Source organism: Corynebacterium sp. MSK071 (genome assembly GCF_030232125.1).
GTDB lineage: Bacteria > Actinomycetota > Actinomycetes > Mycobacteriales > Mycobacteriaceae > Corynebacterium > Corynebacterium kefirresidentii.
In genome coordinates this window covers 1-24,921 of the sequence record NZ_JASPJA010000008.1, presented here as the reverse complement: position 1 = coordinate 24,921, position 24,921 = coordinate 1, and the positions used below count along the sequence as shown (strand labels likewise).

Annotated in this window: 22 protein-coding genes and 1 tRNA gene; 14 read left to right on the top strand and 9 right to left on the bottom strand. The window is 58.2% G+C overall.

Translation table 11 applies throughout. The annotated features are described in order from the left end of the window. Positions 1–68 precede the first annotated feature (68 nt). The 3 genes from QP990_RS07900 (at position 69) to pgi (ending at position 3,510) form a co-directional block, all read left to right on the top strand. Entirely contained in the window at positions 69–392 is a 324-nt protein-coding gene (locus QP990_RS07900) for a chorismate mutase (protein ID WP_023021988.1), read from the top strand. A gap of 47 nt (positions 393–439) precedes the next feature. Further along, on the top strand, positions 440–1,786 hold the full coding sequence (locus QP990_RS07895) for a Na+/H+ antiporter family protein (RefSeq protein WP_023021989.1): 1,347 nt from the start codon (positions 440–442) through the stop codon (positions 1,784–1,786). Positions 1,787–1,872: 86 nt separating this feature from the next. Next, complete coding sequence (gene pgi, locus QP990_RS07890) at positions 1,873–3,510, top strand: glucose-6-phosphate isomerase (RefSeq protein WP_023021990.1); 1,638 nt, start codon at positions 1,873–1,875, stop codon at positions 3,508–3,510. 163 nt (positions 3,511–3,673) lie between these two features. On the opposite strand, the gene QP990_RS07885 is transcribed toward pgi, so the two are convergent. The 3 genes from QP990_RS07885 to QP990_RS07875 are packed head-to-tail and all read right to left on the bottom strand — an operon-like array spanning position 3,674 to position 9,748. Next, a complete protein-coding gene (locus QP990_RS07885) occupies positions 3,674–4,087 on the bottom strand; it encodes a YccF domain-containing protein (protein WP_023021991.1) in 414 nt (137 codons plus the stop codon). Between the two features lie 24 nt (positions 4,088–4,111). After that, positions 4,112–4,930, bottom strand: coding sequence for a DNA-formamidopyrimidine glycosylase family protein (locus QP990_RS07880; protein ID WP_023021992.1), 819 nt, complete (start codon positions 4,928–4,930; stop codon positions 4,112–4,114). An 18-nt stretch (positions 4,931–4,948) separates the two neighbouring features. Beyond that, positions 4,949–9,748 carry an ATP-dependent helicase gene (locus QP990_RS07875; protein WP_023021993.1) on the bottom strand — a complete coding sequence of 1,600 codons (4,800 nt, stop codon included), beginning with the start codon at positions 9,746–9,748 and terminating at the stop codon, positions 4,949–4,951. A gap of 35 nt (positions 9,749–9,783) precedes the next feature. On the opposite strand from QP990_RS07875, the gene QP990_RS07870 reads away from it, so the two are divergent. The 6 genes from QP990_RS07870 (at position 9,784) to QP990_RS07845 (ending at position 13,010) form a co-directional block, all read left to right on the top strand. After that, complete coding sequence (locus QP990_RS07870) at positions 9,784–10,542, top strand: 3'(2'),5'-bisphosphate nucleotidase CysQ (RefSeq protein WP_023021994.1); 759 nt, start codon at positions 9,784–9,786, stop codon at positions 10,540–10,542. A 4-nt stretch (positions 10,543–10,546) separates the two neighbouring features. Next, on the top strand, positions 10,547–11,350 hold the full coding sequence (locus tag QP990_RS07865; protein ID WP_023021995.1) for a thymidylate synthase: 804 nt from the start codon (positions 10,547–10,549) through the stop codon (positions 11,348–11,350). Continuing rightward, positions 11,350–11,880 (top strand): dihydrofolate reductase, encoded by a 531-nt coding sequence (locus QP990_RS07860; protein WP_023021996.1) that lies wholly within the window; start codon positions 11,350–11,352, stop codon positions 11,878–11,880. Before QP990_RS07865 ends, QP990_RS07860 begins: the two co-directional genes overlap by 1 nt. Further along, positions 11,880–12,161, top strand: coding sequence for a glutaredoxin domain-containing protein (locus QP990_RS07855; protein ID WP_023021997.1), 282 nt, complete (start codon positions 11,880–11,882; stop codon positions 12,159–12,161). Before QP990_RS07860 ends, QP990_RS07855 begins: the two co-directional genes overlap by 1 nt. Before the next feature lie 70 nt (positions 12,162–12,231). Then, positions 12,232–12,304, top strand: a tRNA-Arg gene (locus QP990_RS07850). Between the two features lie 112 nt (positions 12,305–12,416). Then, positions 12,417–13,010 carry a Type 1 glutamine amidotransferase-like domain-containing protein gene (locus QP990_RS07845; RefSeq protein ID WP_023021998.1) on the top strand — a complete coding sequence of 198 codons (594 nt, stop codon included), beginning with the start codon at positions 12,417–12,419 and terminating at the stop codon, positions 13,008–13,010. A 46-nt stretch (positions 13,011–13,056) separates the two neighbouring features. Here the strand turns inward: QP990_RS07845 and QP990_RS07840 are convergent, their stop codons facing one another. Together QP990_RS07840 and QP990_RS07835 are read right to left on the bottom strand one after the other, a co-directional pair. Then, positions 13,057–13,485 (bottom strand): hypothetical protein, encoded by a 429-nt coding sequence (locus QP990_RS07840; protein ID WP_023021999.1) that lies wholly within the window; start codon positions 13,483–13,485, stop codon positions 13,057–13,059. A 232-nt stretch (positions 13,486–13,717) separates the two neighbouring features. After that, the gene (locus QP990_RS07835; RefSeq protein ID WP_023022000.1) at positions 13,718–14,164 is read right to left on the bottom strand and encodes a DUF2871 domain-containing protein; all 447 of its coding nucleotides are present in this window, start codon (positions 14,162–14,164) and stop codon (positions 13,718–13,720) included. Between the two features lie 959 nt (positions 14,165–15,123). On the opposite strand from QP990_RS07835, the gene QP990_RS07830 reads away from it, so the two are divergent. The 5 genes from QP990_RS07830 (at position 15,124) to QP990_RS07810 (ending at position 20,561) form a co-directional block, all read left to right on the top strand. After that, a complete protein-coding gene (locus QP990_RS07830) occupies positions 15,124–16,155 on the top strand; it encodes an ABC transporter substrate-binding protein (protein WP_023022001.1) in 1,032 nt (343 codons plus the stop codon). A gap of 32 nt (positions 16,156–16,187) precedes the next feature. Next, complete coding sequence (locus QP990_RS07825; protein ID WP_023027830.1) at positions 16,188–17,804, top strand: iron ABC transporter permease; 1,617 nt, start codon at positions 16,188–16,190, stop codon at positions 17,802–17,804. 1 nt (position 17,805) lies between these two features. Beyond that, positions 17,806–18,834 (top strand): ABC transporter ATP-binding protein, encoded by a 1,029-nt coding sequence (locus tag QP990_RS07820; RefSeq protein WP_023027829.1) that lies wholly within the window; start codon positions 17,806–17,808, stop codon positions 18,832–18,834. Positions 18,835–19,026: 192 nt separating this feature from the next. Beyond that, on the top strand, positions 19,027–19,455 hold the full coding sequence (locus tag QP990_RS07815) for an OsmC family protein (protein ID WP_023022004.1): 429 nt from the start codon (positions 19,027–19,029) through the stop codon (positions 19,453–19,455). 113 nt (positions 19,456–19,568) lie between these two features. Then, the gene (locus QP990_RS07810; RefSeq protein WP_023022005.1) at positions 19,569–20,561 is read left to right on the top strand and encodes a DUF1906 domain-containing protein; all 993 of its coding nucleotides are present in this window, start codon (positions 19,569–19,571) and stop codon (positions 20,559–20,561) included. Between the two features lie 2 nt (positions 20,562–20,563). Here QP990_RS07810 and QP990_RS07805 read toward each other — a convergent pair whose 3' ends face one another. The 4 genes from QP990_RS07805 to QP990_RS07790 all read right to left on the bottom strand — a co-directional run bounded on the left by QP990_RS07805 (position 20,564) and on the right by QP990_RS07790 (position 24,794). After that, entirely contained in the window at positions 20,564–21,610 is a 1,047-nt protein-coding gene (locus QP990_RS07805) for a hypothetical protein (RefSeq protein WP_023022006.1), read from the bottom strand. Positions 21,611–21,649: 39 nt separating this feature from the next. After that, positions 21,650–23,293 carry a cation acetate symporter gene (locus QP990_RS07800; RefSeq protein WP_023022007.1) on the bottom strand — a complete coding sequence of 548 codons (1,644 nt, stop codon included), beginning with the start codon at positions 23,291–23,293 and terminating at the stop codon, positions 21,650–21,652. Beyond that, positions 23,293–23,640, bottom strand: coding sequence for a DUF485 domain-containing protein (locus QP990_RS07795; RefSeq protein WP_023022008.1), 348 nt, complete (start codon positions 23,638–23,640; stop codon positions 23,293–23,295). The genes QP990_RS07800 and QP990_RS07795 overlap by 1 nt, the downstream gene beginning before the upstream one ends. A gap of 290 nt (positions 23,641–23,930) precedes the next feature. After that, a complete protein-coding gene (locus tag QP990_RS07790; protein WP_034656422.1) occupies positions 23,931–24,794 on the bottom strand; it encodes an aldo/keto reductase in 864 nt (287 codons plus the stop codon). Positions 24,795–24,921: the final 127 nt, after the last annotated feature.

Sequence of the window (24,921 nt, the reverse complement as noted above, 5' to 3'; positions counted from 1 at the left end):
ACACGCCCCGTATCCGCCGTGCGAGCTGCTATTTCCTTTTGCGTGGGCGGGTGGCACAATATGGTCTTATGACCGCAGAAGATAACAAGGACATCGTCGATAACGGCCTGGACATCCGCACGCCTTCGGGCACGGATGATCCCCTATCTGATGCGGAGATCCAGCAGTATCGCGAAGAAATCAACCGCATGGACCGCATCATCCTGGATGCTGCCAAGCGCCGCACGGAAGTCTCTCAGGCTATTGGCCGCACCCGCATGAGCTCCGGCGGCACCCGCCTCGTCCACACGCGCGAGATCGCAATTTTGAATCAGTTCCGCGATGAACTCGGCGAAGAAGGCCCCACCATCGCCTCTGCGCTGCTGCGCATGGGCCGCGGCCGGTTGGGCTAGCCGAATAATTACTGGCCAGCCGATACTATGCAGTATCCTGGCTAAGCATGAATGCAGTTCTCATCGCCGTCATAGTCATGCTCGTGCTCGCCCTTTTGCGCGTGCATGTGGTGGTGGCTCTCTTCTTGGGTGCCATCGTCGGCGGGCTCATGTCCGGCATGGGACTCGATGCCACCATGGTTGCCTTCCAAGATGGCTTGGGCGGCGGCGCCAAGATTGCGCTGAGCTATGCCCTCTTGGGCGCTTTTGCGATGGGCGTGGCCTCGGCCGGGCTGCCCCAGGTCCTGGCTAATTTCCTCATCCGCAAGCTCGGCGGCAGCGGCGAAGCAAATCCCAAGGCGGCCCTGGCCACTAAATGGATGCTCATCCTCGGGCTCATTGCCATGTCCGTGATGAGCCAAAACCTCATCCCGGTTCACATTGCTTTCATTCCACTAATCGTTCCCCCGCTGCTTAAGGTGATGAATAAGCTGCGCTTAGACCGCCGGCTCATTACCACCTGCCTGACCTTTGGCCTTATTACCACCTACATGTTCATCCCGGTGGGCTTTGGCTCCATCTACTTAAACGACATCCTGTTATTTAATATCCAGCAGGCGGGGTTGGATACCTCGGATATAAATATCATGCAGGTTATGGGTGTTCCGGCGCTCGGCATGCTCGCAGGCCTGCTCATCGCTATTTTCTTTAGCTACCGCAAGCCGCGTGATTATAAGGACCTCCCCATCACCGCTGAGGAGCACCAAGAGACCCCTTCTACCTATAAGATCTGGGTCTCCGTCGTGGCCATCATTGCCACCTTTGCGGTGCAGATTATCATGCAGGCGCTCGACTTCGAATCCGATGGCCTCATGGTCGGCGCACTGACCGGCCTGGGTATTTTGCTGCTGACCGGCGCGGTGGATTGGAAGCATGCCGATGACGTTTTCACCAATGGCATGAAGATGATGGCGCTCATCGGCTTCATCATGATCACCGCCCAGGGCTTTGCCTCGGTCATGACGGCCACCAACGAGGTCGGCCCACTGGTGGATGCCACCGCTAACCTCTTTGGCACCAATAAGGTCCTTTCCGCCGGTGCCATGCTGGTGGTGGGCTTGGTAGTCACCATGGGCATCGGCTCGTCTTTTTCCACCTTGCCCATCATTTCCGTTATCTACGTGCCGCTGTGCATGTCGCTAGGCTTTAGCCCCGCGGCCACCGTTGCGCTCATTGGCACTGCAGGCGCGCTTGGCGACGCCGGCTCTCCCGCCTCCGATTCCACCCTCGGCCCCACTGCCGGCTTGGGTGCGGATGGCCAGCACGACCACATCCGCGACTCGGTCATTCCCACCTTTATCCACTTCAATATTCCGCTGCTCATCGCCGGTTGGGCAGGCGCACTCATCCTCTAGAAGGGCCCGACGCGGTTGCCCTTTCTGGACTACGGTGGGAGAGGTAAATGTTGCCAATGCGCTAGTTGCCAGAAAGGCCAACCATCATGGATATCACCGCATCTGCCCAGTGGAGCGATCTCGCGAAGGCATATGAGACCAAAAAGGATCTCAACCTCCGCGAGCTTTTTGCCGCCGATGCAGACCGCGCCCGCAACTTCACTTTCGACGCCGCCGGTTTGCACGTCGATCTATCGAAGAATTTGATCGACGGGGACGTCATCAAGCAGCTGGTGGAAGTAGCCAAGGCTGCCGATCTAGAGTCCCGCCGCGATGCCATGTTCGCCGGCGAGCACATCAATAACACCGAGGATCGCGCAGTGCTGCATACCGCGCTGCGCGTCCCGGTCGAAGATGACTTGACTGTTGACGGCCAGGACGTTGCCGCCGATGTCCACGAGGTCTTAGGCCGCATGCGTGACTTCGCCACCGCGCTGCGCTCCGGCTCCTGGCTGGGACACACCGGCCACACCATCAAAAAGGTAGTCAATATCGGCATCGGCGGCTCCGACCTTGGTCCGGCCATGGCAGCTAAGGCATTGCGCTCCTACGAGGTCGCTGGCATCTCCGCAGAGTTCGTTTCCAACATCGACCCCGCCGATATGGCCGCCACCCTCGATGGCCTGGATGCCGAATCCACCCTATTTATCATCGCCTCCAAGACCTTCACCACCCAAGAGACGCTGACCAACGCACACGCCGCGCGCCGCTGGCTCATCGAGCAATTCGATGGCGATGAATCCGCCGTGGCCAAGCACTTTGTCGCCGTATCTACCAATGCGGAAAAGGTAGCCGAATTCGGCATCGATACCGAGAATATGTTCCCGTTTTGGAATTGGGTTGGCGGCCGCTACTCCGTGGATTGTGCCATCGGCCTGTCTCTTATGTGCACCATTGGACCGATGGACTTCATGCGCTTCCTCGAAGGCTTCCACGCCATGGACGAGCACTTCCGCACCGCCCCGCTGGAAGAAAACGTCCCCGCACTCATGGGCCTCCTTGGTGTCTGGTACACCAACTTCTTCGGCGCCCAGACTCACGCCGTTCTGCCCTATTCGCAGGACCTCGGCCGCTTCCCGGCCTACCTGCAACAGCTGACCATGGAATCCAACGGTAAGTCCGTGCGTCGCGACGGCACCGCGGTCACCGTCCCGTCCACCGGCGAAATCTACTGGGGCGAGCCAGGCACCAACGGCCAGCACGCTTTCTTCCAGCTCATGCACCAAGGCACCCGCCTCATCCCGGCGGACTTTATTGGGTTTGCCCGCCCGAAGCAGGACTTCCCCACCGCCGATGGCTCCGGCTCCATGCATGATCTGCTCATGGGCAATTTCTTTGCCCAGACCAAGGTCCTGGCCTTTGGCAAGACCGCAGAAGAAATCGCCGCCGAAGGCGTTGACGCAGACGTCGTGCCGCACAAGGTCATGCCAGGCAACCGCCCGACCACCACCATCCTGGCCGAGGAACTCACCCCGCAGACCCTCGGCGCGCTCATCGCGCTCTACGAGCACATCGTGTTCACCCAGGGCGTTATCTGGGATATCAACTCCTTCGACCAGTGGGGCGTGGAGCTGGGCAAGCAGCAGGCTAATGACCTGGCGCCGGCTGTCTCCGGTAAGGAGGAGGCCGCATCCGGCGACCAATCCACCGACGAGCTCATCGGTTGGTACCGCTCCAACCGCTAAACGCCCACTTTTAGCCGCGTTAACCCGCTTTCGAACCTTCCGCGGGCGGATAGCGCGGCTGCTTTATGGTCTTTCTCCCCAAGGCGTTATAAAACAAGCACGTTCTGCCCATAATCAGCACGAAATTGGGCAGAACGTGCTTGTTTTGTCTGCGGTCCGGCGCTTAAAGTTTGACCATCGGCTCCCAGCCGAAGGGAATCTCTTCCGAGTTCACAATTCGGCGGCCAAACGGGAAGCAGGTAACCGGGATCATCTTCAGGTTGGCCAGCGCGGCTGGGATGCCCACGATGGTCACTACCTGTGCCGCCGCGGTGGTTACGTGACCAATGGCCAGCCACAGGCCGGCGACGACGAACCAGACGACATTGGAGAAGGTGGACATGGAGCCACTACCCTTGACTGGCTGCACTACCGAGCGGCCAAATGGCCACAGGGCGAAATTAGCCATGCGGAACGACGCCACGCCCGCTGGGATAGTAACGATGAAGATGCAGGCAATGATGCCAAAGAGGAAATAGGCAAGGGCTAGGAGGAACCCGCCGGTGATAAACCAAACGATGTTAAGAAAGGTACGCATGTCCCCCACACTAGCGCGGGAATCTTATTTCGCGGGGTGAAGCGGCTGGCAATGAGGGCACCACCAGATGATGCGCTCGAGTTCGCCTTCATCGCCGCCGGCATCCACACCGCCGAGCGCGCCCTTGGTAATGAAGGTGCCGCAGCGGCGGCAGCGCTTGCGATTGCGCCCGAAGACATAGGTCGTCTCCCCGGCGCGGCGCACGCCGGTGGTCACGCGTACCGGGGAGGTGCGATTAGCCCACATGATGCGCCGAGAGATGTCGAGGATGCGGGCGGTATCCACCTCGGATACTGGTGTGGCCGGGTGCACCCCTGCTAGGAAACAGGCCTCGGCGCGGTATTCATTGCCGATGCCGGCGACGACCTTTTGGTCGAGCAGCGCCGCGCCGATGGCGCGTTGGGGACGGTTATTTAGCCGCCGCAGGGCTTCTTCGCGATCCCAGTCAGGATCGAGAATATCCGGTCCGAGGTGGGCGATGCGCTGATGGTACTGGTCGGCGGGATAGATCTCCACGAAGCCTAGCTGGTGACCAACGACCTCAATATCGCGCGGGGCGTTGGCTAGCTGCAGGACGATGCGCGCGGTATGTCCGGGCTTGCGCCAGCGGTCGCCTGCGTAATGGATGGCCCAGGTACCTTCCATCTTGAGGTGAGTGTGCACGATGGTCTGGTCGAATTGCATGAAGAGGTGCTTGCCATAGGGCCAGACGCGCTCGCATACCATGCCGTCTAGATGCACGGTGGCGTAGCGCGGCACGCGCACGGAACAGCCGGTGACCTCGCGTCCGGCCATGAACTGCAGGCGGTTGGATAGCTGCAGGACGGAATCGCCTTCGGGCATAACACCTCCAGTGGATCTTTAGCGACGGTACCCGCTGCGCGGGCGGAAGCCACCATTATTGCGCGGTGCAGGCGGTGCGTCATCAAAGCTGAGTTCTTCGATGGCCTCGCTGGCGCGGCGTCCTGCACGTGGGGTGCGCGGAGCAGCGGCGCTCGCGGAGATGCGCACTCCCTTGGGAGTAATCCCGGCGCCAGCTTCGCGCAGGTGGGCGGCGGTATCCGTCTTATGAATGGGGCTGCCATTGCATTTTTCGATAACCAACGGGGACAGCACTCCCCTTGCCACCATATCCGTGAGCGCGCCTACCAGGCGGGGATATACCTCCGCCGGGTCGATGCCTCCCGGCAGCGATTCCAGGAAGGTGGTGAGGGTTTTCCCGCCGCGGGTGAGGTGGGCGATGGGTAGTCCGTCGATAAGCACTACCAGCGCGCCGGCCGAACGGGTGTGCCCGCCGGTGGCTTTGCCGTCGGCATCGTCGCGCTGCGGCCACGGCAGGGCCGCACCGTAGGGATTGGCCGGGTCGCAGGCGGCGAGGACAAAGGTTTCGGGCTCGGTGGTTCCAGACGGCCAGCCGGTAACATCCGGGGAATCGGCCAGGCCGCGCAGGCGGTCGATGATGGCGGGGGTAGAAAATTGGGCGGCGCCCAGCCCATCGATGACATAGCCGCGCATGGCCTTGCCGGATGCTTCGAAGCCGGAGAGCACCTTATAGGCCAGCGCAAAGCCACCGAGCACGTCTTCGGCCACGACGGAGCCGCGGGTGAGCACGCCGTAGCGGTCGAGCCAGGCCTCGCCGTGTGCCACAGACCGCGAGGTGGCATCGGTAGCGGCAGACACAGCCAGCGACCACCTGCCCATCACATCGGGCGGGGTCTGCGCGGCCGCGGCGTTCTGAGCTTGGGCGAAGGAGGTACGCCCCATGCGCAGGCGAGAGCGGGTGGGCCGCCGCTTCGAACGGTGCGCGGTGCGGCCTGAGCGCGAACCGCCGGAAGACAACCGGGTACGCAACGGCGCGAAGGAATCGGGGCTTACCAAGCCCATCTCCACCAAACCCCAGAGGGCCTCGCGGGTCTCCTCGGTAGTGCCGGGGACCTCGGCAGCGATATCGGCAAAGAGGAAGCCGCCGCCGCGGCCCAGAACATCGAGGATGGCGCGTTGCAGCATGCTCACGCCCTCGGCGTCCGTTTCCGGGGCGAGTTGAGCAGCATAGTCCGAGGGCAACAGCATGATCCAAGGGTCTGCCGCACCGGCCTTGCCGGCACCGAAGATGAGCACTTCGCCATTAGAAGTGAGCTCATCGAGCATGGTGGGCGAATAATCTCCCACCCGCGCGGGCAAGATGAGCGATTCCCACGCAGAGGCCGGCAGGCGCACCCCGGCTAGCTGCTCGATGACGGAAAAGACGCCATCGGCCCCGCGCAGGGCCGGGCGCTTTCCGGCCGGTGCGATGCTATGCCACTCCGGCAAAAAGCGGGCAAAAGTGGCACCCGAAACCGGCTCGGTAGCGGCACGCGCAGCGGCGAGCGAACGCGAGCGGATAGTCTTGAGCACCGCTGCGGCGCAGTATTCGTGCTCATCGACGCCCTGGCGGTAGCGGCCTTCTACTACCCCATCAAGCGCGCCGAGGACGGTATGCGCGGCAGAGACGGAAATGCCGAAAGCCGCGGTGAGATCGCGCAGCACGAAGGGCCCGCGGGTGCGCGCCCAGCGCGAGACCAGCTGCGGCAAGGCATCAGAAATGGTGGCCACTTGGGCGGGGATGCCGGGAGGAATGGGGATGCCGAGGGCGTCGCGAAGCAGGGGTGCATCCGGGGCCTGGGCTAAGTGCTCGCGTCCGCCGATCCGCACGCGCATGATCCGCGTGCCCAACTGGTCCAGGGCGGAAAGCGGCACGTCGGTGTGCTCGCCTAGCTCGTCTGTGGGAATCGGCCCGAGCACGCGCAGCAGGTCCGCTACCTCCTCGGTGGTGCGGGCCCGGCGCGAGGGATCGGTGCGTTGGAGCTGGGCGTGGACCTCGGCGATAATCTCGGGATCGAGCAACTCGCGCAGCTCCACCGTGCCGAGCAATTTGGCCAAAAGCGCAGGGTCAAGGGCCAGGGCGGCCGCGCGCTTTTCTGCTAACGGGGAATCGCCCTCGTACATAAACGCGCCGGTGTAATTAAACAGCAACGAAGAGGCAAAAGGCGAGGGCTGTTCGGTGGTGACCTCCGCAATGCGGATGCGGCGGTGGCCCAGCTCCCGTATGACTTCCGTAAGCGCGGGGACATCGTAGACGTCCTGGACGCACTCGCGCACCGTCTCCAAGATGATGGGGAAGGACGGGTACTTGCGGGCAACGTCCAAAAGCTGCTCGGCGCGCTGGCGTTGCTGCCACAACGGCGCGCGCTTGCCCGGGTTGCGGCGAGGCAAGAGCAGCGCGCGGGCCGCGCATTCGCGGAAGCGGGAGGCAAAGAGCGCGGAATTGCCCACTTGCTCGGCCACGATATCGGCAATCTCATCGGCGTCGAAGGCGAAGATGGACCCATCAGGTTCGGATTCTGCTTCCGGCAGGCGCAGCACGATGCCGTCATCGCCGGCTACTGCCTGCGGATCCATGCCGGTGCGCTCGCCTACCCTGGCCCCCACCGCCAACGCCCATGCGGAGTTGACCGGCCGGCCAAACGGGGTATGCAGCACCACCCGCCAATCGCCTAGCTCATCGCGGAAGCGTTCCAGCACCAACGTCTTTTCATCCGGGATGACACCCGTGGCCTCGTTCTGTTCCTGCAGGTAAGCCACGATATTGGAGCGCGCATTATCGTCGGCGTCCGCGATTGTCTCCGGCGAGGAAAAGACCTCGCGGCGATACTCACCTAGCGCCTTGCCCAACTCATAGGGGCGGCCCGCGCCATCGCCATTCCAAAACGGCAGGCGGCCGGTATGCCCCGGCGCGGGTGTGACCAACACCTGGTCGCGCGTGATGTCCTCGATGCGCCAACTGGTAGCGCCCAAGGTGAATACATCGCCCACCCGGGACTCATAAACCATCTCCTCATCCAGCTCGCCCACCCGGCGCGGAGCGCCACCGGAGCCCTCGCCCGAGCCGGTATAGAGGAATACTCCAAACATGCCCCGATCCGGAATCGTGCCACCGCTGGTGACAGCTACCCGCTGGGCACCAGGCCGCGCGGTCATCACTCCCGCCACACGGTCATAGACCACGCGGGGTTTAAGCTCTGCAAAGTCCGTGGACGGGTAGACGCCGCTTACCAGGTCCAGCACGGAGTCATAGACCTCGCGCGCCAGATCGCGGTAGGGCCAGGCCCGGCGGACCATCTCGTACCACTCATCGGCATCAAGCCCGTCCTCACCAGCCGCGGACACCGCCGCCACCGTCTGCTGCGCCAGCACATCCAACGGGTTGCGCGGGGTATGCATCTCTTCAATGAGCCCGGCGCGCATGCGCGATACCGTCAGCGTGGACTGCACTAGATCCGCGCGGTGCTTGGGGTAAAAGGAGCCATGCGAGACCGCGCCCACAAAGTGGCCGGCGCGGCCCACGCGCTGCAGGCCGGAGGCCACGGAGGGCGGCGATTCCACCTGTACGACTAGCTCCACTGCACCCATGTCGATGCCCAGCTCCAACGAGCTTGTGGCCACCACGGCCTTGAGCGTTCCTTCTTTCAGCATGGTTTCAGTCATCGCGCGCTCATCCTTAGACACCGAGCCATGGTGGGCGCGGGCGATAACCGCCGGGGCCTTGCCGGCGACGTCGACCTGCTTCATCAGCTGGGCTGGGTCCCGGCGGGTTTCGGGCGACAGCGAATCCGGATCATGCTCTTGCGCATAGAGCTCATTGAGCCGGCTGGTCAGCCGCTCGGCCGTGCGCCGAGAGTTGACAAATACCAGTGTGGAGCGATGCGCCATGATTTCCGCATAGAGGTCATCTTCAATAAACGGCCAGATGGACTTGGCCGTGGGCAGCGCGGACTCATCCACGGAAGGAGAGCTGATGCCAATCGCATCATCCACCGTCATCTCCCCGATGGTGGAGCCTTGCTCCGGTGTGGGCAAATCGGACATATCCTCTACCGGCACATGCACGTCCAGCTGCCACTTCTTCTCCGCGGCCGGTGCCACAATTTCTACTGGGCGGTTGCCGCCTAAGAAATTCGATACCGCAGACAGCGGCCGCACGGTCGCAGAAAGCCCAATGCGCTGGAAGTCTCCTGCCACCTGCTGCAGGCGCTCCAAGGTCAGCGCCAGGTGCACGCCGCGCTTGGTGCCAGCCAGGGCATGAATCTCATCGATAATGACGGTATCCACCGTCTTTAAAATCCCCGCTGCCTTAGAGGTCAGCATCAAATAGGCTGACTCCGGGGTGGTAATCAAGATATCCGGCGGCTTGCGCACCTGCCGCGCACGCTCCACGGAGGGCGTATCGCCCGAGCGCACGCCTACCGAGATATCCGGTACATCGAGCCCAAGGTTCTCTGCGGTGCGGGCAATTCCGGTCAGCGGGGCGCGCAGGTTATTTTCCACGTCCACCCCCAGTGCCTTGAGCGGCGAGATATACAGCACCTTCGCCCCAGCGGCGGATCCCGAGGCGCCAGAGCCCACCGGCAGCGCCAGCTGACCTTCGCGCTCGACCAAATTATTCAGCGCCCACAAGAACGCGGCGAGCGTCTTACCCGAACCGGTAGGAGCTACCACAAGGGCATGCTCACCGCGGGAAATCTTCTCCCAGGCCTGCGCCTGCACGGCGGTGGGGGCGGCAAATACATCCCGAAACCACTGCGCTACTTGAGGCCGGAAGCGGTCGAGGATGTTTTCTGGCATGCCCACACTCTAGTCCGCGTTGTAATGTGGGCACCATGACCGTCGAGATTTCTGATTCCCGCCTGACCAATTCCCTCGCCCAGGGCTGCGGTGAGATCCTTAAGGGCGTGCGCAACGGGGGCCTGCTACGGGGCCTTTCGCTTGGCGACGCCGGCGATGAAGCCGCCCAAGAATGGATCGCTCGCGTGCTTGAACAGCACCGCCCCCAGGACGGCATGCTCTCGGAGGAAGCCTCCGATGACCTTGCCCGCTTGAAGAAGGACCGCGTGTGGATCGTGGATCCGCTCGACGGCACCAAGGAATTTGCCACCGGCCGCCAGGACTGGGCCGTGCACATCGCCCTGGTAGAGAACGGCATTCCTATCCACGCGGCGGTGGGCCTGCCGGATCTCGGTGTTACCTTCAAGTCCTCGGACGTTCGAGCGGTCACCGGCCCGCTGTCTAAGAAGTTCGTCGTCTCCCGCAATCGCCCGCCCAAGGTAGCCGACTACATTGCGGAGAAAATGGGCTATGAAGTCGTGGGCGTCGGCTCCGCGGGTGCCAAGGCCATGCACGTGCTGCTCGGCGATTATGACGGTTATATCCACGCCGGTGGCCAGTACGAGTGGGATCAGGCCGCCCCGGTGGGCGTCGCACAAGCTTCCGGTCTGCACTGCTGCCGCCTCGACGGCTCCGAAATCCGGTTCAATAATGAGGACACCTTCATCCCGGATATCCTTATCTGCCGCCCCGAGCTCAAGGATGAAATCTTGGAGCACGCCCAGGCCTTTGCCGAGGAGAACGGCGGCTTCTAAACTAATGCCCATGATTGAGACCCCGTACGAGGATCTGCTGAAAAAGGTCCTAGAGACCGGCACGCCCAAAGGCGACCGCACCGGCACCGGCACGCGCTCCATTTTTGGTGCGCAGCTGCGCTATAACCTGGCCGAGTCCTTCCCGCTGCTGACCACCAAGAAGGTCTATTTCCACGCGGTATTGGGCGAGCTTTTGTGGTTCCTCAAAGGCGAGTCCAATATCAAGTTCCTGCAGGACAACAAGGTCCGCATCTGGAATGAGTGGGCGGATGACAATGGCGAGCTAGGGCCGGTCTACGGCGTGCAGTGGCGCTCCTGGCCTACCCCGGACGGCCAGCACATCGACCAGATCCAGCAGGCGCTGGATACCCTCAAGAACAACCCGGACTCGCGCCGCAACCTGGTCTCCGCGTGGAACGTCGCGGAGCTAGACCAAATGGCGCTGATGCCCTGCCACCTGCTCTTCCAGCTCTACGTGGCCGATGGCACCTTGTCCATGCAGGTCTACCAGCGCTCGGCCGATATGTTCCTCGGCGTGCCCTTCAATATCGCCTCTTACGCGGCGCTGACCCACATGTTTGCGCAGCAGGCCGGCCTCAAGGTGGGCGAGCTCATCTGGACCGGCGGCGATTGCCATATCTATAACGACCACGTGGAGCAGGTCAAAGAGCAGCTTTCCCGCGAACCGCGCCCGTACCCGCAGCTCAACCTACACAAGGCGGAAGACATGTTCTCCTATGACTTCGCCGACTTTGAGATTGAGGGCTACGACCCCCACCCCACCATCAAGGCACAGGTATCCGTTTAATGTTGGGCGCAATCTGGGCACAGTCCCTGGACGGAATCATTGGCGATGGCGAGCAAATGCCCTGGCACGTGCCGGAAGACCTCAAGCACTTTAAGGACGTGACCATGGGCGCGCCGGTCATCATGGGCCGAAAAACCTGGGAGTCACTCAACCCTAAATTCCGCCCCCTTCCCGGCCGGGAGAATTACGTGCTCTCCTCCCGCACACCCGGCCAGTGGTCCGCCGGCGCCCAGGTCATCACCGCTATGCCCCCGCTTTCCGACGCCTGGGTTATCGGCGGCGGCCAAATTTATACCGCCACCTTGGATCAGGTCGACCGAATTGAGGTCACCCTCATGGGCGTCAATATCGGTAGCACCTACGGCGATAAATCCATCTACGCCCCCGAAATCCCCGAGGAATTCGGCCTCGCCCACAGCACCGACTGGCTCACCTCCGACAAGGGCCACCTAGAGCTCCCGGAGCAATCCGCCAGCGATCTCCCCATGAAATACCGCTTTTTAACCTACGACCGAAAGGATGCAGCCTAATGTCTGTTACTACCCCAGAAACTAACTCCGACGTCACCATCTTCTACGCCGACTGGTGCCCCTTCTGCGCCAAGCTCATTAAAAACCTGGACCGCACCGAAACCCCGTACGAGCTTGTCGACGTCGAGGCCGACAACACCGAAGACATCAACGCCTGGATCGAATCCGTCAACGACGGCAACCGCATCATCCCCACCGTCCTCTACTCCGACGGCACCCACGAAACCAACCCACCAGCCTCCTCTGTGCGCAATAAGCAAAAGGAATTGGCCGAGAGCTAAGCCAAGCCCCAGCCATTTCGGGGCACCCCTGCCCCACTGCTATGATTAGCCAAGTTGCACACGCAACCCCGCCCCAGTAGCTCAGGGGATAGAGCACGGCTCTCCTAAAGCCGGTGTCGGTGGTTCGAATCCACTCTGGGGCACAATGTGAAGTCTCGAGACATCGTTCCGATCGGCGTCTCGAGACTTTTCCGATTATTCAATACTCCGATCTAGCTGCCCCAAGCATATAAGGCGCTCACGTAGACTAAGCCTATGCACTTACTCCTCGCCTCATACCTACACCCAGAAATCAGCAAATACATTTCGGGTCGAGTGCTGTACATCGATGATGCTGCCGCGGGAATGAGCCAAGCCCCGTTCGCCCAAACAGAGTTGACAACCATTCGCAATGCGGCAGAGGAACTAATCCCCTTAACCGTGGCGCAGGCGCAACCGAGCGACATACGCAATGAAATCAACTTAGCCGACTGTATCTATGTTGCGAGCGGCGAGGCATTCCGTCTCCTTGATGCGCTGAGACTCACTGGTACCGACCACCTGCTAGTTGAAGCGGTCCAGAACGGCACGCTTTACGCTGGAAGTTCTGCCGGCGCAATGGTTGCAGGACCTTCAATCGAACCGGCATCAATCATGGACGATCCGCGGACGGCACCGCAGCTCACCGACCGCACAGGACTAAATCTCACTCCGTATGTCATTATTCCCCACGCCCAAGGAACGACTGGTCCTTATTCTATAAACGTCATCAGTGAAACTGTTGCGCAGTACGGACAAGATTGGAATCTCCTACTGCTGAGGGATGGGCAAGCCCTCTTAGTTGAAGGCAGAAAAACTTTGCTCATCTAATCCGCCCAGGAAAACAACAGACTTACACTAACTTTCTGGCAATAAATCAGTTCGATTGCTCCATGGAACTGCTTTCGTTCGCGGCACGGCGAACCCGCATCGCACTAACAAAGCCCAGCGCCAGGAATGCCGTTGCAGCAAGAAGGGAGTAGCGGGCGGCGCCGGTCATGCCGTAGCTAAGCGCCTGCACCACAACGCTGGTCTGCTCGCTAAAGGGACTATGCCCGCCTTGAACGCGCAGTTCTGCAATAGCGGAACCAGCTGATTGGCGCGTTGCTTCTGCTATGCCAGCGGCACCCGGCCCCATGATGCCGGCCGCCTCCAGCGTCTTGGGCAGCGTTAGCCCAAGTGCCATGGAAAATACCGACCCAGAAACCGCAGTGCCCAGCGCGGAACCGACTTGGCGGACCGTACTCTGGGTAGCCGAAGCCTGACCGAAACTATTCACCGGAATCTCGCTGAGCAGCGTACCCATCAACTACACAGGCACAAAGCCCAAGCCGTAGAGCGTCAATGGCAAGTCAATGATCCAACCGCAGCCACGCCAGAAATGAACGCTTGCGACCCCAGCTATCGGCAATCATTCCTGTGGCCCACAACAGCGCTGCATACAGGACCGCATACAAACTATTACCCCAGTGCGCATGAGTTAGGTTCAGTCTCGCCGTGGAGGCACTGTGCCTATTCAGTAGCCATCTCGCTCATCATTAGTCACCTGCTACGGGTTGGGCCTCAGCCTCTTGAGCCTCGTTGATGGCATTGCCTAGTGCTGCAATGAATGCAATCAGGCCAATCGTAATGAGGATATGACCAAGACCAGCAATCCCGGAGATCATTGCAGTGGACTCCTCCCCCAATACGGTCAAGCACCCGTGCCAGATCATGACGCCGACGGTGACGACCACGCCGACGTTATACAGCCAAAAGAACGCATTGAACTGACCACGATTGCGTGACAGACCAAAGACCTTCTCCAATAGCAAGAAGATAAGGCTCATCATGAAACCGAGCGCCAGCAAGTGAGTATGCGCCACGCTCAGCTGAGTGAACTCACCCTCGGGGAAGTCATTGGCACGCGTGAATTCGCGGTAGAAGACCCCGGCCCCCAATCCCAAGACAAGGTAGAAAATAGATGCCCAATACAAAGCTTTCATGGTCATTCTCCTTCCCAACCGCTGCCACGGCCGGATTAGCGACGAATCAAATACTCCAAGGACTCATCTTTCTACATCTGTTCCGGCTTTGAATCGCAGGGCTGGTTGAAACTGCAATCAACCAGTTGGTTGACCACAGACGCAAATGAAAACGAAAGCATTCCCCAGTCCCTCGCCAAGCCCAGTATTAACAAATAAGCCAAATTTACCCTCGAACAGAGATCGTTTCGGGATTTTCCCGTTATAAGTTTTATCGAAACCCACCTCCACGCACCGTGCCTTTTTCAATTGCCTGCAATACATTGACGATTTCAGAATGTCTACAGACAAAACGACCCGTGGAAAAAGTTGAACGAGTTCTTTGAATCCTTAATCTTCTGGCAGAGCTTTTAAACTCCATGGCTCTCCAATCACACCTGCGGAATAGCAAACGCTTGCCCGCCTCTGAATGGAATTGCTCCATAACTGACTTGGGAGTAGCCCTCAGAGCGCACTATCCCATACCACGGTGAAAAGCTCGGCGAGAAGCATGCCGATCTAAAGGGGGCCGCCAAGCCCCACAGCATTAGCGAAGTGAACGCGGAACGGTTGTGGTCATCAGCTCGCGCTTGGTCCACTGCTGAGATCTGGTATTCCCTGGGGTCGTCAGTACCAACGTCGGCACTGCTAGTTGTCCTCAAAACGGCGCCGTTGGACGGTACAGCGTGGATTCCAGACGCAACCGCGTGTGCCGAAAGTGCACCAATCCATTCGCCGTGATGCTCATATTTACAGGATCAAAACGCGAAAGTAGTTTCATTCAGTCTTGTATGAGGATTTTTAACCGCGCCGCCCTCCAAATCACCCGCTCAGGGAGTCAAAAATTAACTGCGAATTCACGTCGATCCCAAGTTTCCTTAACTTCGGAACAGTTAGATAAAGACTCCTGATCACTACTCTCTCTGGAGGAAATTCCCCAAATGAAGCCTAGGCACTCTTCTCTTACTGCTGTAGTTCTTGCTTCAACTGTACTTCTTACCTCGTGCGGTGAGCCTACATCCAAGAATGAAGATACGCAGGCAGAAAGCGGTTCAACTTCGATCACCGTCTACACCTCAGAGCCGGAAGAAAAGGTCGATGAGATCAATGCGGCCTTCAATGAAGAGTTTCCTGATATCGAGGTCAAGGTGTACCGCGCGGGCACCGGAGATTTGAACGCACGCATATCTTCAGAGAAAAAATCTGGTGACATCCAAGCGGATGTTTTCTGGGCAGCCGATGCACCTACCTTTGAAAACTATGCCGACGATGGTGACCTCATCCAGCTTGCCGATGTTGATTCCAACAACATCATCGACGAAGCCAAGGACGACGAGAATTTTTATGTCGGTACGCGCATTATCCCTACGGTAATTGCCTATAACACCGACGAACTTGCAGAAGGCGAAGCCCCGAGGTCGTGGGCAGATCTAACTGATCCGAAATATAAGGACAAACTCATCATGCCGAACCCGGCGGTCTCTGGCGCGGCGGCATTCAATGCCTCGGCGTGGAAGAACAATTCAGATCTCGGCGAAACTTGGCTCGAAGATCTCGGCCAGAACTCCCCGATGATCGCAGAGTCCAATGGTCCCACTTCCCAAGAAATCGCCTCCGGGTCACGGCCCGTAGGTGTAGTCGTCGATTATCTAGTGCGAGACCTAGCGGACAAGGGTTCCCCTGTCGCTCTTTCCTACCCTTCCGAGGGAGCACCGTATATTTCTGAACCTGCGGGTGTATTCAAAGATTCCAAAAAACAAGAAGCAGCACAAAAGTACATCAACTTCCTACTTTCGAAAAAGGCACAAAAAATCGCAGTCGAGCAGTCGTATCTTCCAGTGCGCAAGGACGTGGGAACTCCAGCAGCCACCCCAGAACTTGAAGACATTGAACTCATGGACCAAGACCTAGAGAAAATTACCAAGGATAAAAACGCCGCCGTCGAAGCTTTTCAAAAAGCAGTTTCTTCCTAGTCCCCGTCTGTTCTAATCCCTCCTAGTTCTTGATGGCTCACTTGTTGAAAAATCCCTCCGTATCCGCGCTGCGCGTTGGTGTGTGGTTCATCGCTGTTGGTCTGTTCATTACGCCTTTGGTCCTGGTTGTCTCCCTCGCACTGGGAGGAAACCAAATTCCCACCCTTCTGGAACAAGGGCTCAGCATTGCTACATGGAATTCGCTTTTCACCACGGCGCTTTCGGCGCTTGCTGCCGTCATCATTGGAACCGTTATTGCCATCGCAATAGACCGCACAGATATCTATGGCTCTTCGGTACTGCGGCTCTTCCTACTTTCGCCCCTCTTGGTTCCCCCTTTTATCGGAGCGATTGCCTGGACTCAGCTCTTCGGTCCGAATCAAGGTTTAAATAGACTCATTGGGTTCGAACTTTGGAATATCTACGGCGCAGATGGGGTCATTGCGCTGATGACTATCCACTCTTTTCCCACAGCATACGTAATCATTTCATCGGGCCTGCGCTCAATCTCACCAGATTTTGAACTCGCCGCCCGTGTATCAGGAGCTTCCGTAATAACGGTTCTGCGTACGGTCACCCTTCCCCTCCTTCGCCCTGCGTTGTTGTCAGCGTTTACCCTCACGGCAATTGCTAATCTTGCCGATTTCGGGATTCCCGCGATTATCGGCTCGCCAGCTAGGTTCGAAACCCTGGCAACGATGATTTACCGGTTCATCGATTCTGGCACCGTATCCAACCCCCTGCAGGTAGTCTCCACCATCGGAGTTGTTCTCTTGTTCTTGGGAATCGGCGCCGTCATCATGGACTATCTCACCTCATTAAGAAACTCACCTTCTTCCCATGACTCCGGTAGCCCGGCGCGCTTTTCGCTGCATTCAGCGCGTTGGCCGGTCACAATCATCATGTGGGTGTGCGGACTAGTCATTTCCATTGGCCCAATCCTCGGTTTGGCCTACCGCGCATTGCTACCAGCCCCTGGGATTCCGTTTACATTAGAAACCATTTCGCTGGCGAACTTCACCAATGCTTTGTCCAACCCGCGCGTCATCGACGGGCTAACCAATTCCGCACTTCTCTCAATAACCGCAGCGTTAATCTGCGGCATTCTTGGCTGGGTCATCGGAATATTAGTTTCCCGGACCCATGCACGGGGAAATACGCTTCTAATGCTTTCTACGCTGTTACCGAGCGCCCTGCCAGGACTCATCATCGGTGTAGCCTGGCTTATCGCCGGACGTTATACGGGGTTGTATAACACGATTTGGATAATACTTATTGCCTACGTCTGCGCATTTACCGCACTCGTTGTTCAATCCGTGCGTGCTCCTTTAATAAGTACCCCGACCACAATAGAAGAAGCAGCGCGCATTTCTGGTGCCACGCCCCTCAAGGCGCTCTTTTCAACCGTCGGTGCAATGAGCATTCCAGCGGCGATTTCCGGCGCAGTTCTAGTGGCGGTGACTGCGATTCGAGAGCTAACTATTTCCGTACTACTTGTCGCTCCCGGGACGACAACGCTGGGCGTCCAAGTGTTCAATCTTCAGCAGGCGGGAAATTATAACCAGGCATCGGCTCTATCCCTACTCTTCGCGATCGTCGGCATCGTTGCCCTCGCGCTGACTATTCAGTCCCCTAAGGTAAGGACTTAAAATGGCGAAAATTGCAACTTCACACCTCTCGGTCACTTTTCCGGACGGCACCACTGGCCTACGCGATATCAACCTCTCCATCGAGCCAGGAGAACTCATCGCACTTGTAGGACCGTCAGGCTCCGGTAAATCCACCCTCCTTCGCACCATCGCTGGTTTTATTTCCCCATCATCGGGCGAGCTCGACATCGATGGCAGACAGATGACTTCAACTCCTCCCGAAGAGCGCGGCATTGGTATGGTTTTCCAACAGCACGCGATTTGGCCACACATGTCTGTTAAAGAGAATGTTGGCTATCCGCTACGCCGAGCGAAAGTATCTAAGGCTAAACGCGAAGAGCACATTTCTAAAACTTTGGCCCTCGTAGGGCTGCCGGGATTCGAAGACCGGTCTCCGAACAGTCTTTCTGGCGGACAGCGCCAGCGCGTGGCTCTTGCCAGAGCGATCGTCGCAAGTCCCAAACTTTTGTTACTGGATGAGGCTCTTTCAGCTCTTGACGAACCATTGCGCGATAATTTGCGTCGCGAACTAGTGGCGCTGACGGAAAAACAACGTCTAACCACGGTGCACGTGACCCACGATCGCGCCGAAGCGCTGGCAATTGCAGATAGAGTCGTGGTCCTAGACGGCGGCGAAATCCAACAAATCGCTACCCCGCAACAGCTGCTGGAAAATCCTGCTAGCCCGGCGGTCGCGGCGTTTATTTCGGACGCGACAATTGTTCAAACCACCACTACAGGATGCTGCGTCGAGTGTCCCACGCTTGGTGTTTCATGGCCTCTGAGCCAAGTAACCGTGCGAGAGGAAGGTACTAAAGCCGCTATCTTGCCGCACCACGCAAAGATTGTGGACGAAGACTATCTAGGCACCACGGTTCCAGCAATAGTGGACTCCGCAATTTTCGAAGGCGACCACTACTCCGTTACCGCCACTCATGAATCTGGAACCATATTCCGCACCACTGCGGACCACAAACCCGCATTGGGACAATCGGTTTGGATTCACTTTTCGCCGCCCTTGATTTTTTAATTCGTCACGTTCCGCGAACTTTTAACAACTCGGCGGTTTCACTGTGATCTCGTTTTCCATGACAGCTGCCCCGCTTTCTGGAACAAGATCCTATGCTCATATTGACCACAAGAAGCGAGGACCGTTGACCATCGAACGATCCTCACCGCCATTTCCTTCTGCGTTTCTCGCTTCTTGCTTAAGCTCTAAGTCATGAGTGAAAGTACTAAACACTACGCCGTAGACCTCACCCGCCTCGACACCGCCCTATACCGAGCTACCAATTCCGCGGGAGCAAGCATTGAGTTTGGCAGTGGCGAGGGGCTCCTCTCCCCTGTTGAACTCTTGCTTGCGGCCGTTGCGGGGTGCTCCGCAGTAGACGTGGACGTGGTGACCTCCCGGCGCGCTGAGCCGGAGTCTTTTGATGTGCATGTAGAAGGCGACCGCGTAAACGAGGATGGCGCATCGCGCCTGTCGGAGGTTCGCGTGGGGTTCAATCTTTCTTTCCCAGATACGTCCGAGGGTAACCAAGCACGCGAGCTGGTGGACAATCTGATTCGCATCTCCCATGAGAAGGACTGCACGGTGTCGCGCACGGTTGAGAATCCCACACGAGTGTTGTTTGGCAATGACTCGAAATAGCACTACGAAGTAAATGCGCGACATGCGCTTTCGCTGCCTCTGGGGCTTTAGACCTCCTGCTATGGTGCAGTTGTTAACTACTGTGACAAATGTGATTACTGCAGGAGCTCAACATGTCACCATCTTTCTCCCGTCGCGGCCTCTTTAAGGTCGGTGCCCTCGCCTTGACCGCGGGCGCTATCGGCGCTGCCGTTCCTAATGCGGCGGCGCTCGGACCGATACGCGGCACCATCATCGATTACTCTGCCGGTGTCCCTTCCCCGCAGGCGATTAAAAAGGCCGGCCATATGGGTGCGATTCGGTACGTCTCCGACAAACGCCCAGACGCAGCGTGGATGGCCGGCAAGCCGGTAACCCTGAAAGAGACCAAGGCCAATGCGGCAGCAGGCCTGCCTACCGCTTCCGTTTACCAGTTTGGCCGCGCGGAGACCGCGGATTGGAAGCAGGGCGCAGCAGGTGCTGCAATTCACGCACCGAAGGCGATTGCGCTGCACAAGAAGGCAGGCGGCCCAACCAACCGCCCTATCTACATTGCTATCGACGATAACCCCACCCGCGAGCAGTACACCCGCCAAATCCGCCCATACCTGCAGGCGTTTTCCAAGACGCTGGAGCTGGCCGGCTACCAGACAGGTGTCTACGGCAATTACAACACCATCGAGTGGGCAATCCAGGATGACATCGGCAAGTATTTCTGGATGCATGACTGGGGCTCTAACGGAAAGATTCACCCGCGCACCACTATTCACCAGCTGCCGCACGGCAAACAGCAGACCATCGGCGGCGTCATCGTAGACGTTAACGAGGTCTACGCCGATGACTGGGGACAGTGGACACCGGGCAAGTCCGCAGCACCTGCACCGGCGAAAAAGCCAGCCACTAAGAAACCACAGCCAAAGACTCAGCCGCAGGCCACGGCGCCGAGCAATGGCTCGTCCGACCTGGTAAATCAGTTGAGCTCGCAGCTACAGAGCAAGCACCCAGAGCTGCCAGAGCTACCGCAGGTAACTGCGGATGGCGTAACTTTCAATGGCAAAACGTTGAGCAACGACCAGATTCGTCAGCTAGCGAAGATCGTCGCAGAAACGGTTGCTAAGGCGAGGTAGTACTACTTTTTAAAGGGCTCGGAGGTTTTCTCTGAGCCTTTCTTTTTATCTGTGGACTTCTTATCGGAGCTGCCTTTATCTTTCTTCTCGGACTTGGTGGACTCGCTGGTAGGTTCCTTCGACGCGGATTTATCCTTCTTCCCTGTGCTGGGTTTTTCGTCCTTATCCTTCTTGCTAGACGAAGTCGTGGAGGTCTCCGAGGTAGTGGTTTCAATCGGTGGGACGTCCTCGCCGTCTTTGTACTTGAGGAAGCGCTCGGTGGCCTTGCCCAGGCTCTTTCCGGTGACCTCATCTTTTACATAGTCAGTAAGCTCATCGGACGAGCCATTGATCGAGGCAGCGGCTACAAAGTTCTCACCAAAAGAGACGGAAGAGTTGATGGACTTATCATTGGACCAGCCCCACTTGCTTCCCACCACGTTAGAGAGCTTTGCGGTGCCATAGTCCTGGCGGTAGCCATCCTCAGAGATGGGATCGGCATGAGCCATGGCTACGAGCACTGGGTGGGTTTCATCGCGCTCGATGAGCTGCGAAATGAAGCTGGCAACGTCATACGTAGAGGTCTGCGAGTAACCCCATTTCTCGCCGGCTTTGGTAGATTCCAACTTGAATTCATCGGCAATGGTGTCGATGGACTCTGGGTATTTTTCAAAGAGGTCTTCGGCAGACTTATCGGAGGAGCTAGCGATCATATCCAGCGCCTCATACTTATCTTCGTACTCGCCCTTTTCCATGACGTAGGTGGCGATATAGAGCTTGATGAGGCTGAGCGCCGGGCGAGCCTCGTGCTCCGAGGCAGAACCCATATGCATGCCATCATGCAGCCGAATATAGGTAACAGAGCGCCCCTCATCGCCTTCTAGAAACTCATTGATTTCTGGTGGGACGTCGCGGTTGGTGTCTGTTAATCCCGAAGGGGCGTCGGCAAGCGCGCCGCTATCACTCTCGCTGTTACTGCACGCGGTGGCGGTCAAGGCGAGCATACATACGGCTAAAGCGGCACCAGCCTTGGCTGATGCCGCCTTGCGAGTCAACGACGTTCTAAACACGTCGATACATGTTACCGGTTGAGTGCACTATCTAGGCAATTAATGCTGGACGGGTGCCTCCACCCCTACGCCGGTAAGCGAGCGGACTTCCATTTCTGCAGAAAGCTCCTCCAAGTCGTCTGGCTTGGTCATGATGGAGACCAACCAGCCGACAAAGAAGGACAGCGGAATGGATACCAGCCCCGGCGAGGAGAGCGAGAAGATAGCCCAGTCCGCGCCCGAGAACATGGAGGTCTCAGAACCGGAGACTGCTGGGGAGAAGAAGATGAGCACCAAGCAGGACACCACGCCGGTATACATGGAGGCCACCGCGCCTGCGGTATTGAAGCGACGCCAGTACAGGGAGTACAAGATAGTCGGCAGGTTGGCAGAAGCCGCAACCGCGAAAGCCAAGGAGACCAAAAACGCCACGTTCTGGGTCATGGCCAGAATGCCCAAGATGATAGCCACGATGCCAAGGACCACCACGGTGGCCTGGGAAACGCGAACTTGCTCGGCTTCTGTGGACTTACCATTGCGGATGACCGCATGGTAAATATCGTGCGCGATGGATGCCGAGGCGGTAATGGCCAGGCCAGCAACCACGGCAAGCACGGTGGCGAAGGCCACTGCGGAAATAACCGCCATGAAGATAGAGCCGCCAATCTCCAGCGCAAGCAGTGGTGCCGCGGCATTAGCCCCGCCCGGCGCGGCGAGGATGCGGTCCGGACCGACCAAGGCGGCGGCGCCGTATCCCAGGACCAAGGTCATCAGATAGAAGGCGCCGATGATGACAATCGCCCAGGTAACAGAACGGCGGGCTTCAGTAGCGGTAGGCACGGTGTAGAAGCGCATCAACACGTGCGGCAGGCCGCCCACACCAAGCACCAGCGAAATGCCCAAGGAGATGAAATCCAGCTTGGTGGCGGTGGTGGCGCCGTATTTCAGGCCAGGGGCCATGATGTCTTTAGCTTCATAGCCCTTCTCCTTAATCTGTTCAGAGGCGGCGTGCATATCAATGGCGTTGTTAAACAGCGCGCTAAATCCACCGCGCAGTGCAATGAATACCAAGAAGCACATGATGACTACGCCGGCTACTAGGAGCACAGCCTTGATCATCTGAACGTAGGTGGTGCCTTTCATGCCACCGACCAATACATAGACAATCATGAGCACACCAACGATGCCCACGACGACCGCCTGCCACTTAAAATCGTGGATATCCAGCAGCACGGCCACTAGAGAACCAGCGCCTGCCATCTGTGCGATGAGATAGAAGAGCGTGACAAAGAGGGTGGCGATGGACGCCGCTACGCGCACGGGCTTCTGCTTCAAACGGAAAGACAAGACATCCGCCATGGTGAAGCGGCCCACGTTACGCATGGGCTCAGCGACGAGCATGAGTGCTACCAGCCAGGCAACAAAGAAGCCGACTGAGTACAAAAAGCCGTCGTAGCCATTGAGCGCCACAGCACCAACGATGCCCAGGAACGATGCCGCGGAAAGGTAGTCACCAGAGATGGCTAGGCCGTTTTGTCGGCCGGAGAAGGTGCCGCCGCCGGTATAAAAGTCCGAGGCTTTCTTCGTGGTCTTTCCGGCGCGCAGCACCACCGCCATGGTGATGAAAAGGAAGATGCCGAAAATGGAGATATTCAAGATGGGATTGCCAGCGGAAGATTCGGCGGCGAGGGTGGTGGTAATCATTACATGCCCTCCAGCTCTTCACGGATGGCGGCCGACTTAGGCTCGATATTCTTATTGGCATACTTCACGTAGATCCACGTGATAATGAAGGTGGTGAGGAACTGGGCTAGGCCGAAAACCAGTCCGATATTCCAGCCGCCACCAAGCTCGATTGCCATAAAGCCAGGGGCAAACACGGCAGCTAGAACGTAGACCACGTACCACACAAAGAAGGCCACGGTCATGGGAAAAGTAAAACTCCGGTAGGTACGGCGCAGCTCGCCGAATTCGGCGGAGTCGCGCATCGCGATGAACTCGCTACCGGTGGGTTCGCGGCGCGAGACAGGAGTTGCAGCTACGTCACTCATAGAGCTTCGTCTCCTTGGGTGAGAGGAACTTAGGTCACACGAGATAATGTGTCATTAATCACTATCCATGTTGTCGTGTAAGTTACCGAACATTTTCTGCAAGGTTGTGAACTCCGCCAAGAAAACACCTCACCTCTCCACCCTTTCAAGCTCATAGGTTCCGCCGAGCTGGATCAACGTCTTTAGCCAACTACCCCCATCGGTGGAAACAACCCCCTTTTGCGAAGATTGTTAACAGTCGCTTGACAAAAGAAAAGCCCCCGGTGAGGGGGCTTAAACTGCGGGTGAGATTACTCTTCGTTGCCAGGGAACTCGCGCGGGTCATTAAACATCCGACCAAAGCCCTCCTGGCCTTCCAGAGCATCGATGGCGGATACTTCCTCCGCCGTAAGCTCCAGCTCGGTGGCGGCGAGGTTTTCCTTCAGCCGCTCGGTGCGCGCGGACTTCGGAATCACGGACATACCCTTGGACATGAGGTAGGACAGAACTACCTGGCCCTCGGTGGCCTCGTGGTCAGCGGCAACTTGCTCAATCACTGGGTTATTGAGCACTACCCCGCGTGCCAACGGGGCCCATGCCTCGGTGACGATGTCATTATCGTGATGGAAAGCGCGCAAACCGGACTGAGTAAAGCCCGGGTGAATCTCCACCTGGTTAAGCACCGGAGAAATACCGGTGGTGGAAATCAAGTCCTTGAGCACGTCCTCGTAGAAGTTGGCCACGCCGATAGACGCAATCTGGCCCATACCTTGCAAGCGAGCGATAGCCTCAAAGGTCTCGTTGTATAGGCCACCCTGCGGCCACGGCCAGTGGATGAGATACAGGTCAAGGTAGTCCAGCTGCAGATCCTTTAGCGACTGCTGGAATGCCTCTTCTACCTTATGCGCACCGTGGTGGGAATGCCAGACCTTGGAAGTAACGAAAAGCTCATCACGGGTGACGTCGCCAGCGTCCATCGCCTGTTTGAGGGCGGTGCCTACCGCCTCTTCGTTTTTGTACAGCGTAGCGGTATCGAAGTGGCGGTAGCCTAAATCGATGGCCTCACGGATAACGCGGATGCATTCCTCGTCATAGAGCTTGTACGTACCTAGGCCCAGCTGGGGCATTTCGCGGTCATCATTGAAAGTTACGGTTGGCACAGTCATGGCCTCCATTGTGCCGCAGTTTTTAAAGCCGCGCTGAAAACGACGAAACCCCAGGGCAAACTGAACTAGCCCCCAAAAGTTGGACTGGTTTAATTCTAGGTGGTTAGGGGTTCAAGGGCCTGATTCCGATAGTGCA